Source organism: Pseudoalteromonas sp. BDTF-M6 (assembly GCF_018334135.1).
In the GTDB taxonomy this organism is placed as follows: domain Bacteria; phylum Pseudomonadota; class Gammaproteobacteria; order Enterobacterales; family Alteromonadaceae; genus Pseudoalteromonas.
This window is the reverse complement of sequence record NZ_JAGXTQ010000005.1, coordinates 195,664-210,674: the sequence shown is the minus strand read 5'-3', so window position 1 is coordinate 210,674 and position 15,011 is coordinate 195,664. Positions and strand designations below refer to the sequence as shown.

15 protein-coding genes are annotated in these 15,011 nt (G+C 50.1%); 2 read left to right on the top strand and 13 right to left on the bottom strand.

The window, feature by feature from the left end:
* Window positions 1-2 precede the first annotated feature (2 nt).
* From holB to yceD, 11 genes are all read right to left on the bottom strand, one after another.
* Window positions 3-902, bottom strand: a complete 900-nt coding sequence (gene holB / locus KD147_RS13325) for a DNA polymerase III subunit delta' (RefSeq protein ID WP_212548171.1) — start codon at window positions 900-902, stop codon at window positions 3-5.
* Window positions 902-1,525 carry a dTMP kinase gene (gene tmk / locus KD147_RS13320; RefSeq protein ID WP_105254771.1) on the bottom strand — a complete coding sequence of 208 codons (624 nt, stop codon included), beginning with the start codon at window positions 1,523-1,525 and terminating at the stop codon, window positions 902-904. Before tmk ends, holB begins: the two co-directional genes overlap by 1 nt.
* On the bottom strand, window positions 1,515-2,504 hold the full coding sequence (gene mltG, locus KD147_RS13315; RefSeq protein WP_212548170.1) for an endolytic transglycosylase MltG: 990 nt from the start codon (window positions 2,502-2,504) through the stop codon (window positions 1,515-1,517). Before mltG ends, tmk begins: the two co-directional genes overlap by 11 nt.
* Window positions 2,501-3,313 (bottom strand): aminodeoxychorismate lyase, encoded by an 813-nt coding sequence (gene pabC / locus KD147_RS13310; RefSeq protein WP_212548169.1) that lies wholly within the window; start codon window positions 3,311-3,313, stop codon window positions 2,501-2,503. The genes mltG and pabC overlap by 4 nt, the downstream gene beginning before the upstream one ends.
* An 82-nt stretch (window positions 3,314-3,395) precedes the next feature.
* Window positions 3,396-4,634 (bottom strand): beta-ketoacyl-ACP synthase II, encoded by a 1,239-nt coding sequence (gene fabF / locus KD147_RS13305; protein ID WP_105190734.1) that lies wholly within the window; start codon window positions 4,632-4,634, stop codon window positions 3,396-3,398.
* A gap of 84 nt (window positions 4,635-4,718) precedes the next feature.
* Window positions 4,719-4,955, bottom strand: coding sequence for an acyl carrier protein (gene acpP, locus KD147_RS13300; RefSeq protein ID WP_010374019.1), 237 nt, complete (start codon window positions 4,953-4,955; stop codon window positions 4,719-4,721).
* 243 nt (window positions 4,956-5,198) lie between these two features.
* Window positions 5,199-5,945, bottom strand: a complete 747-nt coding sequence (fabG, locus tag KD147_RS13295; RefSeq protein WP_105200470.1) for a 3-oxoacyl-ACP reductase FabG — start codon at window positions 5,943-5,945, stop codon at window positions 5,199-5,201.
* Between the two features lie 12 nt (window positions 5,946-5,957).
* Window positions 5,958-6,887, bottom strand: coding sequence for an ACP S-malonyltransferase (fabD, locus tag KD147_RS13290; RefSeq protein ID WP_212548168.1), 930 nt, complete (start codon window positions 6,885-6,887; stop codon window positions 5,958-5,960).
* Window positions 6,888-6,954: 67 nt separating this feature from the next.
* Window positions 6,955-8,001, bottom strand: a complete 1,047-nt coding sequence (plsX, locus tag KD147_RS13285; RefSeq protein ID WP_105254767.1) for a phosphate acyltransferase PlsX — start codon at window positions 7,999-8,001, stop codon at window positions 6,955-6,957.
* A gap of 11 nt (window positions 8,002-8,012) precedes the next feature.
* Entirely contained in the window at window positions 8,013-8,183 is a 171-nt protein-coding gene (gene rpmF / locus KD147_RS13280; protein ID WP_105190738.1) for a 50S ribosomal protein L32, read from the bottom strand.
* A gap of 10 nt (window positions 8,184-8,193) precedes the next feature.
* The gene (gene yceD / locus KD147_RS13275; protein WP_105254766.1) at window positions 8,194-8,718 is read right to left on the bottom strand and encodes a 23S rRNA accumulation protein YceD; all 525 of its coding nucleotides are present in this window, start codon (window positions 8,716-8,718) and stop codon (window positions 8,194-8,196) included.
* Between the two features lie 120 nt (window positions 8,719-8,838).
* Between yceD and KD147_RS13270 the strand changes: the two genes are divergently transcribed.
* Window positions 8,839-9,426 (top strand): Maf family protein, encoded by a 588-nt coding sequence (locus KD147_RS13270; RefSeq protein ID WP_212548167.1) that lies wholly within the window; start codon window positions 8,839-8,841, stop codon window positions 9,424-9,426.
* A 23-nt stretch (window positions 9,427-9,449) separates the two neighbouring features.
* Here the strand turns inward: KD147_RS13270 and KD147_RS13265 are convergent, their stop codons facing one another.
* Together KD147_RS13265 and rluC are read right to left on the bottom strand one after the other, a co-directional pair.
* A complete protein-coding gene (locus tag KD147_RS13265) occupies window positions 9,450-10,100 on the bottom strand; it encodes an HAD-IA family hydrolase (protein WP_349304699.1) in 651 nt (216 codons plus the stop codon).
* Complete coding sequence (rluC, locus tag KD147_RS13260) at window positions 10,084-11,046, bottom strand: 23S rRNA pseudouridine(955/2504/2580) synthase RluC (RefSeq protein WP_105254764.1); 963 nt, start codon at window positions 11,044-11,046, stop codon at window positions 10,084-10,086. Before rluC ends, KD147_RS13265 begins: the two co-directional genes overlap by 17 nt.
* Window positions 11,047-11,681: 635 nt before the next feature.
* On the opposite strand from rluC, the gene rne reads away from it, so the two are divergent.
* Window positions 11,682-14,945 carry a ribonuclease E gene (gene rne / locus KD147_RS13255; protein ID WP_212548166.1) on the top strand — a complete coding sequence of 1,088 codons (3,264 nt, stop codon included), beginning with the start codon at window positions 11,682-11,684 and terminating at the stop codon, window positions 14,943-14,945.
* Window positions 14,946-15,011 lie beyond the last annotated feature (66 nt).

The following is a 15,011-nucleotide window of genomic DNA, read 5'->3' as shown; positions in this document are numbered from 1 at the left end:
TGTTATCCTAATTCTTGCTTTAACACACGCAACAGCTGTGCCAGTGCTAACGTCATATTCAGTCCTGGGGTCTGCGTTACCTGCTCACTAAAGTGATGTAACTGCTTATAACAGCGTTCAAAAGCCGCAAAGCTCAACCCCTGCTGGGACTTGTGTAATAAAAACTGGCTTACGAACAGCCTAAAGATAGCAATATATTGTGAGTTTTGCGTCAAAATATCAACCAGCTTTTGTTCGTTAACCGCTAATCGCTGCTCATACAGCGCTTGGTATAAGGTTTGAATCTGCCCTAACTCGTCGTTTTCTTGCCATTGGCGCAACAACAAGGGCTGAGTTTTAAAGTGCACGGCAAAGGGCTGCTGTATGGCTTCATGGGCATACTGTTGCAACCAGGCATCCAAATGAGCATCGTCTTGCACCGAGATCTGTTGCTTGGCGCAGCGGCTTAAGATGGTGGCCGATAAATTAGCCGTACCTGGGCTAAGCAACCACAAATAACAATGGTTATTAGGCTCTTCCAGGGTTTTTAACAGGGCATTGCTGGCGGCCACGGTCATACGCTGGGCATTGGGAATAATCACGCATTTGGCGCCGCCTTGCTGGGCACTGTGTTGGACAAAGTCGCTGATGGCGCGTATGGCATCGACACCTATGCTGCTGCCCTCTCCACTGAGCATAAGTAAGTCTGGATGCGTCCCGGCAGCAATTAGCTTGCAGCCCTTGCATTGGCCACAAGGGTGCATTTGTTCGGCCTGCTCACACAGCAAGGCCTTACATAACTGCTCAGCCAATATGCCTTTACCCACGCCCTCAGCGCCATAAAGTAAATGGGCATGGTGCAATCGCCCCTGCTGCTGCTGTTGGGCATATTGCTGCTGTACATTGCTAAGCCAGGGGTACATTATTGCTCCGCTAAGAAGGGCACCAGCACATCGGCCAAAGCCTGATGCACTTGCTCCATGCTTTGACTGGCATCGATTATATGAATGCTGTCATCTGCATGCGCCAAGGCCAAATAACGCTCTCGCGTGCGCTCAAAAAACGACAGGTCTTCCTGTTCGATACGATCCAGCTCACCGCGACCACGGGCTCGCTCAAGGCCTAGGGCCGGCTCGATGTCGAGATACAAGGTCAAATCCGGGCGTAGCCCGTCTAGGACATAATTGCCAAGAAAACGCATCACCTCGGCATCGACCTCTCGGCCCCCGCCTTGATAAGCCTGAGACGATAAATCGTGGCGATCGCCAAGCACCCAGGTGCCCTGCATCAGCGCCGGGCGAATTACATTTTCCACCAATTGAGAGCGCGCCGCATACATTAGCAGCAGTTCGGTTTGGGTGCTCACCTGCTCGTCCTGGCATTCTTTTACCACAGTTCGCAATTGTTCTGCCACCGGGGTGCCGCCTGGCTCTCGAGTGGTGATAAAATCAACACCCGCTTTCGTTAATAGTTCGGCACAGACCTTCATGGCGGTGGACTTACCACTGCCCTCTAGACCCTCAATCACAATAAACTTAGCTGTCATTTGCTCTTCTTAACTGATACTGGCGCACTGCGCGGTTATGATCCGCCAGTCGCTTTGAAAATTGATGGCTGCCATCGCCCTTGGCGACAAAATAATAGTAGTCCGATTGCGCTGGCTGCACCGCTGCCAACAAGGCTTTGCGCGATGGCATGGCAATAGGCGTTGGTGGCAAGCCATTGATACGATAGGTGTTGTATGGCGTGGTCTGACGCAAATGAGCACGGGTAATGTCGCCATCGAAATCGGGGCCGATACCATAGATCACCGTGGGATCCGTTTGCAACCGCATGCCCTTGTTTAAACGATTTACGAACACGGACGCAATAAGTGGACGCTCGCCGGCAACCCCGGTTTCCTTTTCGATAATCGAGGCCAAGATCAAGGCCTCATAGGCGCTCTGCAATGGCGTGTTATCGTCGCGCTGCTGCCAGATTTCGGCCAACTGCACTTCCATCTTGTTATAGGCCCGTAAAAGGATCTGCTCGGCATCTTCATGGGCATGATAATGATAGGTATCGGGAAACAACTTACCTTCGAAGCGCTCATCCAAAGGCTGATTATTAAAGCTATCGCCCCATTGTAATGGCGTATCTACGTATTCTGCTTGAGCCAAACGTGCCAGCACCTGGCGTAAATTATCGCCTTCGATAATGGTGAAGCTGAACTCATGCTCCAACCCCTGACTGATCTGCCTAAAAGCGCTTAGTGCGGTACCTGGTACCAACTGATACACGCCGGCTTTTAAATCGGTGAGGCTAGGATCGAGCTTGGCGAGCACCTGTAACGGCCAACACTCGTCGACCCATTGCTTGCTCTGCCACTGACTGCATAACTGATTAAACCCTGTGCCACTGGGAATTTCCACCAACTGCGTGTGACCAATATTAAAAGGCGCCTGCATGGCTTGGCGCAACTGGTAGTATCCGGCCGCAGTAAGTACTAACGCCAGTAACACCACACTGGCAATGACCCTTATCATACCTTGATCCCTTGTTTTACTAACAGGCTAAGCGCTACATCGAGGTTGTAATCATGGTAGGCGATGCGGGTAATAGGCACCAGCTCCATCAAGCTATTACAGCAGAACACCGCATCCATCGACAATACCTGGGCCAAATTAAGCTGACAACTGATTATTGGCAGGCGTTGTTGCAGATGCGTTAAATAAACCCCCTGTATCCCAGCCTGCTCTAAGCTTGGCGTATACCACTGCCCTTGCTTGTACATCAGCAAATTGGCACTGGAGGTTTCAATCACCTTGTCTGTGGTATCTAGCACCAGTAAGTCATCACTGCTCTGCTGTGCCGCTTCTTGCTTAATAAAGACCTGCTCTAGGCGATTGAGGGTTTTCAAACCGGCCAACAAGGGCTGTTGCGCCAAGCGTGTTTTGGCGACAGAGAGGCTCAGGCCCTTTTGCGCTATCCCCTGATAGGCACTCGGGTAAGGCAACAGGCTAAGCACGCGTGTGGGCTGCACATCACTGGGGGGCGCATAACCTCGCCCACCACTGCCTCGGGTATACAACACCTTGAGTACCGCGGGCTCCTCGGCAAGGGCCTGGTTACTACCAAGCAGCTGAGTCACATCCTGCTCCAGGGCAACAAAATCCAATTCCCCAAAACCCAAACGTCGAGCACATTCACTTAAACGAGCGCGGTGTAAGGGCCAAAGCTGAACCTGGCCGTCGACCACTTTGGCGGTGGTAAAAAAACCATCGCCGTAGTTTAAGCCACGATCCTTAATATCGATCAGGTGCCCCGGCTGGCCATTTATAATAGTTTTAGTCATAAAAAAAGCTCGGTCATAACCGAGCTTATGTTACCAGCTTAGTCCCAACTTGGTCTATGCTGGTAGGCAGTTGATTTCACTGTTAGATCTTTTTAAATAACAGTGAGCCGTTGGTACCACCGAAACCAAACGAGTTACACAGCGCATAGTCTAGTTTTACATCGCGCGCGGTGTGGGCAATGTAATCCAGATCACAGCCCTCGTCCGGGTTATCCAGGTTGATGGTCGGCGATACTTTTTGGTCTTGCAGTGACAGCACTGTGATGATTGATTCTACCGAACCGGCGGCACCAAGTAAGTGACCCATCATAGACTTAGACGAACCCACCATCACCTTGTCGGCAGCGGCACCGAAGATGCTCTTAACCGCACTGGTTTCTGCCTTATCGCCCGCTGGCGTTGAGGTACCGTGAGCATTGATGTAACCCACTTGCTCGGCATTGATACCCGCATCTTTAATGGCATTGGCCATAGCAAGTGCCGCACCGGCGCCGTCTTCAGGCGGCGAGGTCATGTGATAGGCATCACCACTCATGCCAAAACCTACCAATTCGGCATAGATTTTCGCACCACGGGCCTTGGCGTGCTCATACTCTTCAAGTACTACAACACCGGCACCATCAGAAAGCACAAAACCGTCACGGTCTTTATCCCAAGGGCGTGACGCCGCTTGTGGATCATCGTTACGCGTTGACAAGGCACGTGCAGCGCTAAAACCACCCATGCCCATAGGCGTAGAGGCCTTCTCGGCACCACCGGCAACCATGGCATCCGCATCACCGTAGGCGATCATGCGTGCCGCATGGCCGATATTATGCAGGCCGGTTGTACAGGCGGTAACGATAGAAATGTTCGGTCCACGCAGGCCCTTCATTATAGAAAGGTGGCCTGAGATCATATTGATGATGGTTGACGGCACATAAAATGGCGACAACTTGCGCGGCCCAACATTTAAAAGTTTTTCATGGTTTTCTTCGATCAGTGTCAAGCCACCGATCCCTGAGCCCACAGCAACACCAATACGTTCGGCGTTGGCGTCAGTGACTTCCAAGCCAGAATCGTCCAGCGCTTGTAAACCTGCAGCGATACCGTACTGGATAAATAAATCCATTTTCTTGGCATCTTTCTTCGCCATGTATGCTTCGGCATCAAAATCTTTGATTAAACCAGCAAATTTGGTCCCGAAATCTGTTGTATCGAAATGGGTAATAGCACCAATGCCACTTTGTCCATTCAATAAGCCCTGCCAGGTTGACGCTACATCATTACCCAGCGGCGTAAGCATACCTAAGCCAGTAACTACGACTCGACGTTTAGCCACGGTGTCCTCCAAAAAGGGAATAAAAGATGGGGGTCTCAGATAGACTAAGGGCAGCGAATGCTGCCCTTAAAAGAAATGCGTGGATTACTCAGCGTGAGCTGTAACGTAATCGATAGCAGCTTGAACTGTAGTGATCTTCTCAGCTTCTTCGTCTGGGATCTCAGTGTCAAATTCTTCTTCTAGCGCCATTACTAGCTCAACAGTATCAAGAGAGTCCGCACCTAGATCATCAACGAAAGACGCTTCAGACTTTACTTCTTCTTCTTTAACACCTAGTTGCTCAACGATGATTTTCTTTACGCGTTCTTGGATGTCGCTCATTCTTCTTTCCTTTATTTAAACGCTACTGCGTTATTTTTTCAGATTGCGGCGTAGTTTACGCAGCATATTTGTCTGATTCAAGGATTTGCCCAGAGTTTTTTGTCTGGTCAAACCTCTATGAATATAAAGTTGCACTTTTATCGCCCATTTTCACGGCGATTTCAAGTATGTTTAAAGCAAGATCACAAAAACTTCAATCTTTTTAGTCGAGTTTTTGCGACCTTTTTTGGCTCAGCCTGAGCCTTAAACCATATACATCGCGCCATTAACGTGCAGAGTTTCGCCGGAAACGTACGCTGCCGCGTCAGACGCTAAATAGCATACGGCCGCTGCAATTTCGTTTGGTTGACCAAGACGACCCGCCGGTACATTGGCAAGTGTTGCCGCTTTTTGCTCTTCAGTCAGCTCGTCGGTCATATCGGTTTGGATAAAGCCAGGTGCCACCACGTTTACTGTGATACCGCGTGACGCCACTTCGCGCGCCAACGACTTAGAAAAACCAATGACGCCTGCTTTCGCAGCCGCATAGTTGGCCTGCCCGGCGTTACCCATGGTGCCCACAACCGAACCTATGTTGATAATACGGCCAGACTTTTTCTTCATCATAGGACGCAATACCGCTTTTGACAGGCGGAAGATAGACGACAAGTTAGTGTCGATAATATCCTGCCATTCGTCATCTTTCATGCGCATTAGCAGATTATCGCGGGTGATACCGGCATTGTTTACCAATACATCAATGTCACCTAGGTCTGCTTTAATTGCAGCTAGGGTTGCTTCGATTGACTCGGCATCGGTCACGTTCAGCTTGTAGCCTTTACCGTTCTCACCAAGGTAGGCAGAGATCTTCTCAGCACCACCGTCACTGGTCGCCGTGCCAGCAACCTTTGCGCCTTGCGCGACCAATTGCTCAGCAACCGCTTTACCAATACCACGGCTTGCACCTGTTACTAGGACTACCTTGCCCTCTAGGGAAAATAAATTTGCCATTTTTGTTCTCTTTTATTTAGCTGCGTCTACGCTGGCACTGTCATTAACAGCGCTGCAAGCAACAGATTTATCAATTCGTTTTACCAGACCCGTTAACACCTTACCTGGACCAAATTCAAACGCCTGAGTGATGCCCATTTTGGCGATGGCTTGTACGGTTTCAGTCCAGCGGACCGGGCTATACAGCTGACGTACCAAGGCATCTTTGATGGCTTCAACGTCCTGCTCAGCGGCAACATCAACGTTGTTGATCACTGTGTAGGCAGGGGCGTTTAATGCTAATGCATCCAAGTCGCCTTTAAGCTGCTCGGCGGCAGGCTTCATCAGCTCACAGTGAGAAGGTACACTTACCGCAAGAGGCAATGCACGCTTAGCACCGGCTTCTTTACAGGCTTCACTGGCGCGATCGACGGCTTCTTTATTACCGGCAATCACCACCTGACCCGGTGAGTTGTAGTTCACCGGAGCAACAACCTGACCTTGCGCGCTGTCGGCACAGGCTTTAGCGATAACATCATCGTCTAGACCTATGATGGCCGCCATTGAACCAACACCCGCTGGCACGGCTTGCTGCATATATTGACCACGGTTTTCTACCAGCTTAACACCCTCGGCTAGGCTCATGACACCAGCACATACCAGCGCCGAGTACTCACCCAGGCTGTGACCGGCTAGTACCACTTCTTGCTCTGCACCGCCTTGCTGCTGCCAATGACGGAAAATAGCCACAGACGAACACAGTAACGCTGGCTGCGTACGGTGTGTTTGGTTGAGCTCTTCTTCTGGACCGTTCAGTACCAGTTCCGCCAAGTCATAGCCAAGGGCTTCTGAGGCTTCCGCAAAGGTGGCTTTAACTACTTCTGACTCGCTCAGTAGCTCGGATAACATGCCAACGCTTTGTGAGCCTTGACCAGGAAATAATATTGCGATTTTTTCAGACATATGCTGCTCTTTTCGTATTGTTTTAGCGATGTTCGCGAATTTTGGCAGGCATTAATGAGGAGGGAGTTTACGAGTTTTCTGAGCTCGTATCTGGCGTTGGCTCGTTCTCAGCGAAGGCCGCTTGAATTTTCTCGGGCAACTGCCGTTGCACTTCCTTAACAGCCTCATTAATTGCCGCTAGAAATGCACTTGCCGATGCATTTCCATGACTTTTAACCACTATACCGCGCAATCCTACCAAAGATGCGCCGTTATACTGGTCGGGGTTCACCTTTTTATAGATCTTTTTTATGACAGGCATAAGTAATAGCGCCAAACCGCGATAAAGCAAGTGCTTTTTCAGGGCCTTAGTCATCTTATGCATGATCAGTTTTGCAATTCCTTCACAGGTTTTCAGTGCCACATTGCCAACAAAGCCTTCACAGACGATCACGTCGGCCTTACCACTGAAAATATCACTGCCCTCACTGTAACCCGTGTAATTAATGGTATTACAGCGACTCATCAACTGGGCTGCCTCCTTGATACCCTCATGACCCTTAATGTCTTCGGAACCGATATTGAGCAAGCTGACCTTAGGGTGTTCAATATCCTGCACCTCGCGTGCCACCACAGCGCCCATGATCCCGAATTGATACAGGGTATGGGCATCGCAATGAACATTGGCGCCAAGATCCAATAAATAAACGGGTCGCTTGGTTTCGGTAGGTACCGAGGAAATAAGCGCCGGGCGTTTGATGCCTGGCAGCATTTTCAGTACGTAGTGAGCAATGGCGAATAACGCCCCGGTGTTGCCGGAGCTCACACAGGCCTGGGCTTCCCCGGACTTAACTAAATCAAGGGCCACACGCATAGAGGCATCTTTTTTATTGCGCAACGCATACGCCGGTTCATCGGCATTGGTGACGATTTGCGTACAATGTTTGATTTTTAAACGTGGGTGCTGCAGCGCGTCTAAACGGGAAAGCTGCTCTTGAATTAGCGTTTCATTACCGCAGAGGATCAGGGTAAGTGATGAATGGAGGTGGACCGCTTCAACTGCGGCTGGGATAGATGAACGGGGGCCGTAATCGCCCCCCATCATATCTAACGCAATGGTTAGACTGCGTTGCATAAAGCAATCTCTTACTTAGAAATTACTTTAACGCCTTTGTAGTAGCCGTCTGCAGTGATGTGGTGACGACGGTGAGTTTCACCAGTCACTTTATCAACTGTTAGAGCTGGACCACTGATCGCATCGTGTGAACGACGCATACCACGTCTTGCACGAGACTTCTTGCTTTTTTGTACCGCCATTAGCCTTCTCCTAAGAATCTTTCTTAAGTTGTTTCAAAATTTCAAATGGATTTGGTTTTTCATCTTCTTCGTCGATTTTACCAAAGCTTTTTTGTTGCTCTGAGTAACGACAAGATGCTTCGTCATGCATAGGCACGATAGGAATGGCCAAAATCAACTCATCTTCAACTAATTGTCGAACGTTGACTTCTCCGTTCTCATCTAGCTCCACAAGATCGTAGTAATCAGGGAGATGATCTGACTCTGCACCCATGCCAACCGGCGTATACGCAAAGTCTTGTTCCAAATCCAACCCAAACTCTTCATTACAACGCTGACAAATAAGGGTTGCTCGGGCCTTTAAAGAACCACTTAGCACAGTTAAACCTTGTTCATCCTGCTTGCAATGAATTTGTACCGCTACTTCACCACTTTTATCCAGCACAACTTGCTCGAATCGAGAAAGTTCTTCAAACATCACCACGCCATCATAACTTAGCTGACGTTGTGCTGCCCTGCCCGGATCAAGGGTGACGGGAATCTTCACCTTTTGCATAGGGGCTGCATCATATAGATAGTTATCATTAGAGTCAAAATAAAATTCGACTTTCCTTTTGTTTTTCGCCCGATTGCGCCGTATTCTAGGGTCGATATTTAACAATTCGATGATCGGGCAATGAAAACAGCTTTTATCTTAGCCTCAAGTTCGCCTTTTAGGCAGCAATTATTAAAAAAAATTATCCCTGAATTTCACCATTTTTCACCCGAAATTGACGAGTCAGCCAAAGCCGACGAAAAGCCGGAGCAACTGGTACGCCGTTTGGCGCTGGAAAAAGCCCAAACCGCCCGCAACCTTTATGGTAACGGGCTTGTTATTGGCTCAGATCAGGTGGCTCTGCATAATGGTGATATCCTCGGCAAACCACACACAATAGCCAAAGCCGAAGCGCAGCTGGCTCGTTTTAGCGGCGAAAAAGTCACCTTTTTAACCTCTTTAGCCCTGCTCGACATAGAAACGGGCAAAAATACGGTAATAGTCGAGCCCTTTGAAGTTCATTTTCGCCATTTAAGCGCCGAGCAAATACGTCTTTATGTGGCCAAAGAGCAACCGCTTAATTGTGCCGGCAGCTTTAAAAGCGAAGGTCTGGGAATATGTCTTTTTGAGGCGCTGAAGGGCGATGACCCCAATGCCTTGGTTGGCCTACCATTATTACGTCTCAATCAACTGCTGTTAGATTGGGGCATAGATCCGCTGGCGCTGTAACTGCGCCAGCCTTAAGACGGCGCTTAAAACAGTGCCAACAACTCCCGATAGCTGTTCACGGTCGCCTTGGGACTAAAAATTTCCAGTTCATCCTTGGTGTGCACCCCAAAGGTCACGCCGATACTATCAACCCCGGCATTGGCTGCCAACTGCATATCGATTTGCGTATCCCCTATCATCACCGCCTGCTCAGGAGACAATTGATAGAAGGCAAGAATGTGCTCCAGCATTTCAGGGTGAGGCTTGGATTGGGCCTCACAGGCGGTGCGGGTAATATCAAAAAAATGCGCCTGGCCGGTTTCGGCCAATAATCTGTCTAACCCCTTACGGCTTTTGCCGGTTGCCACCGCCAAAGCATAGCCTTTATTCTTTAGCGCCGTGAGCGTGCTTGCAACATCATCAAACAGCGGCGTCGGCGTGGTATCGACGGCTAAATAATGATGCTTGTATTGCTCCTCGAGCGCCTGATGAAACTCGCTATGCTCAGGAAACAAGGTTGCTACCGCGGTATCCAGGCTCAGGCCGATGATATTCTTTGCGCTAATGGGGTCTGGCTCGGGCACGCTGAGCGAGCGTGCCGCACTTTGCAGTGTTGCGACTATTTTCGGCACCGAGTCCATAATGGTGCCGTCCCAATCGAATATAAGCAGCTCTTTATTAGGTATTTTGCTCACGTAAGCGTCCTAAACAATGTTCCAACGCCGCATCTAAAGGCGCTTCCAATGCCATAGTGGTTTCGTTTTTAGGGTGGAAAAAACGCAGCTCGCGGGCATGCAAAAATAGGCGGTTAAAGCCCTGAGCGCGCATCTGCGCGTCAAAGGCCTGGTCACCATATTTATCATCACAGGCAATAGGATGCCCTTTACACTGGGTATGCACACGAATTTGGTGCGTTCGCCCGGTCACCGGCGAAGCCTGGACCAAGGAACAGTTTTCGAAGCGTTCTAACACCCGAAAACGTGTGTGCGAGGCCTTACCACGCTCATGATCAACACGCACCACCCGTTCACCGGATTGCAGGGTGTTTTTATTAAGCGGTTCATTCACATTGCGCACCTTGGCGTCCCACTGCCCTGCTACCAAGGCCCAGTAATTCTTTTCCATGGTTTTTTCGCGCAGTTGCTCATGAAGGGATTTCAACACCGAGCGTTTTTTCGAAATAAGCAGGCAACCCGAAGTATCTCGGTCTAATCGATGCACCAGCTCCAGGCTTTTATCGTTTGGACGCAGGGCGCGCAAGGCTTCAATCAAACCAAAGCTTAAGCCGCTACCACCGTGCACCGCCATACCGGCAGGTTTATTGATCACGATCAGGTACTTATCTTCATACAAGATGGCATCTTCTAACTTGCTCACCTTATCCAGGTTAGTAGGTATCGGCTGCTCTGTGCGTTCAGCAATTTTAATCGGCGGAATACGCACCGTGTCACCGCTTTGCAATTTATACACAGGCTTGACACGTTTTTTGTTCACTCGCACCTCGCCTTTACGCAAAATCCGGTACACCGCACTCTTTGGCACCCCTTTGAGTTTGGTTATCAAAAAGTTATCTATGCGTTGCCCGCTGTAGTCTTCATCAACGGTTACAAAGCAAACCTGGGTGCCAATCGTCTCTTTCATTACCTAATCACTGATTTGAGTCATAATTTAGTTGCTTCTGCAGCGGTTTTAGTGGGATAATCGCCCTTGTAAAACCTGTGCATAACACAAGATTTTACATCACCTTTGGTTTCGACCAAAACTTGCGTGCAACACATTCTGGGAATGGCGATCATACAGATTCGAGCTCGTATTTCCACAGCTTTATCACCCAGAAACCACGTGAATGCAGTGACAAACAATGCGCGTAATAGATTGTTTGCTTGGCTGCGACCGCAAGTGGTGATTAGCCCATATGGGCATAATAGGAAACGAAAATATAGAACATTAGGTCTTTTGCGCGCTGTTTCAGCAATAAAATGAACGCCCGCGAACGACATGTAATTAAACAAAATCATAATGCTATCGACCACCATTTGGTGTATCGGTAAACGACTATTACCTTGTTGCGTCGCTTGTCAGCTATTGCTGACGGCAAAAACTTAAGATGTGGTGTAGTGGCCTTTATTTTTTGCCAAACCACCCGCCAAGGTAAATTTAAAACGTTAAGCTTTTTCGTTAAAAGCCCAGTCGTGAGACTGCACCTAAGACATAAGAAGAGCGCCGAATGACCCAAGTTAGGTCGGGCACTATGTACAGAATTTAAGAGTAACAATATGAAACGCATGCTAATCAATGCGACGCAGCAAGAAGAAATGCGCGTAGCACTGGTTGATGGCCAGCGCCTGTACGATCTAGATATCGAAAGCCCTGGACACGAACAAAAAAAAGCAAACATCTACAAGGGTAAAATTACCCGTATCGAACCTTCTCTTGAAGCCGCTTTTGTTGACTACGGCGCCGAACGCCATGGCTTCTTACCACTTAAAGAAATTGCCCGTACCTACTTCCCTAGCGGTTATACCTTTAGCGGTCGTCCTAATATCAAGGATGTAATCAAAGAAGGTCAGGAAGTAATTGTTCAGGTTGATAAAGAAGAACGCGGCCAAAAAGGCGCTGCGCTGACCACCTTTATCAGTGTGGCCGGTAGCTACCTGGTATTGATGCCAAATAACCCTCGTGCCGGCGGTATTTCTCGTCGTATCGAAGGGGATGAACGTGCCGAGCTCAAAGAAGCACTGAGCCGTTTAGACCTGCCTAAGGGCATGGGCCTAATCGTACGCACCGCGGGCGTAGGTAAATCATACGAAGAGCTTGAGTACGACTTAAAAGCCCTACTGGTGCACTGGCAGGCAATTAAAGATGCTGCCGACAGTGGCAAGGCACCTTTCTTAATTCACCAGGAAAGTAATGTTATTTTCCGTGCTATTCGTGACTATCTGCGTCGCGACATCGGTGAAATCCTGATCGACAAGCCGCGTGTATTCGAAGAAGCAAAAGCCCATATCGAACGCTTCCGCCCTGATTTTATGAATCGCGTGAAGCTGTACCAAAATGATGTGCCGCTGTTTACGCATTATCAAATTGAAAGCCAAATCGAGTCTGCCTTCCAGCGCGAAGTGCGCCTGCCTTCTGGCGGTTCAATCGTAATTGACCCAACGGAAGCACTGACCTCTATCGATATCAACTCGTCAAAAGCGACCAAGGGTAGCGATATCGAGGAAACCGCACTCAATACCAACCTTGAAGCGGCCGATGAAATCGCCCGTCAGTTACGCCTGCGTGACCTGGGTGGTTTGATTGTTATCGACTTTATCGATATGACTCCTCCGCGCCACCAACGTGAAGTAGAAAACCGCCTTAAAGATGCGGCGCGTCAAGACCGCGCCCGTGTGCAGATCGGTAAGATTTCTCGTTTTGGCCTGTTGGAAATGTCACGTCAGCGCTTGCGTCCGTCATTGGGCGAAGCAAGCCAAGGCAGCTGTCCACGTTGTAGTGGTCAGGGCACCATTCGTTCGAATGAGTCAATTGCCCTGTCTATCCTTCGTCTAATCGAAGAAGAAGCAATCAAAGACAATACCGCTCAGGTTAATGCTCAGGTGCCGGTTGCCGTAGGCGCCTACCTGCTGAACGAAAAGCGCCGCAGCGTGCAGCGCATCGAAAAACGTCACAACTGTGATGTGGTGATCATTCCTAATCAGCATATGGAAACACCGCATTACGAAGTCGTGCGCTTACGTAAAGACGAAACCCTGGAAGCGGCAAGCTACGAGCAAATCATTGAGCCAGAGCCGGAAGCAATCGAGTATTCTCGTGCGCCAGCCTCACCACAACGTGAAGAGCCGGTGCTCAAGGGCGTGGTCATGCCACACGAACCCGCACCTGTGGCTCAGCCTAAAGCTGCTAGCAATAAAGCCAAGGCCCCAGAACAACCTGGCCTGCTTGAGCGCATCAGCAAATGGCTAAAAGATCTGTTTGGTGGTGAAGAGCAAGCCGAACAAGATAAAAAGCAAGGTAAGGGTGAAGAAAAAGACCGCCGCTCAGGTGAGCGTCGTCGCAACAACCAGCGTCGTCGCAGCAATCAGTCGCGCAACCGCGGCAAAGGCCCGCAGCAAAAAGGCGGTGAAAAGCCAGAAGCTGAGAAGAGCGAAAGCAAGGAGCAAAATCGCAGCGATGAGCGCGGCGGCCAACGTGGTGGTCAGCGCAGCAACGAGCGTGATGACAATCGTGGCTCGGATAACCGCAATAAACGCCGTCGTTCGCAAAACCGTCGTCGCGATAACCGTAACGAGAGCGCTGAAACGCTTAAAGACACCAATGTTGAAGCGAAAGACGAGCAACAACAAGAGCAGGAGCAAAAGCCTAAGCAGCGCCGCCAACGTCGCAACCTACGTAAGAAGGTGCGCGTGCCAAATAAAGCACAGGCCGAGCAAACGCTTACAAGCGAAACTGCAACCGCTGTCGTTGAGCCTGCAGTAGATACTCAAGAGCAACAAGCAGCGCCGGTTGTTGCAGCAACTCAAGACGTTGCTGTGCAAGAACAGCAAGCTGATGCAGCACAAGAAAAGGCTTCACCAAAAGCTGAACCTAAGCCTGCACCTAAGGCAGAGCCAAAAGCCGAGCCTGCAGCTCAGATGGAAAACGCCAACGCTGAGACGCAAGAAGGTGAAGAGCAAGCCGAGGGCGAAAAAGAAGGCCGCACTCGCAGCCGTCGTTCACCACGCCACCTGCGCGCCGCCGGTCAACGCCGTCGTCGTGAAAAGCAAGAAGGCGAAAGCGATAAGGCCGCCTTTATTCCGGTAGCCGATCAGGCCATGGCGGAAGAAGCCAAGCAAGACACTGCACCGGTAGCCGCGACACAAGAGCAATCTGCCGAGCAGTCGGTTGCACCTGCGGTTGAACAAGCGGCCGTTGAAGCTGCTCCAGCACCAAGCCAAGAGAGCCCAGAGCCTCAAGCCGAAGTGGTTGCAGAAACTGTTGAGCCACAAGCTGAAGAAGCGGTTGTTGAAACGCCTGCGACTAGCAGCGAAGAGCCGGCAGAGGAAGCAGTCGCCGAGCAAGACGAAGCGAAACCGGCCGAGACTGAAGCTGAAGCTGAAGCTCCAGTTGAAACACTTGCTGAGACTGCTGTCGAGACTAATGTCGAGAGTGCCGTCGAAACAGTTGTTGAAACACCAGCCGAGCCAGCTCAAGAGGAAAAGGCTGAAGTTGTCGCTGAACAAGCACCTGTTGCGGAAACTGCAGAAGCCCCTGAGGTCGAAGCAGAGGTTACAGCAACGGCCGAGCCAGTAGCTAACGCCGTACGCGCAATCGGTCACGCCTCTGCGCCTATGACACAGCCGGTAACCCAAGCCATGCAACCTCTGGGTGAATTGCCACAGCCAATGCCAGCTGAGCAGCGCACCGCAGTGGTCAACAGTGGCTTGAAGCCAGGTTCAGTTGCACCTGTACACCATGCATTCTGTGGTGCGGCGACGCCAAAAGCCCCACAGATTGCCGCTGAGCCGGTGCCTGAAGTAGCACAGGCTGATGCTGAGTAATTAAGGTAAACGTAAAAAAGCCGCTGAAATCAGCGGCTTTTTTTATGTCTTTTTATATCCTTAACT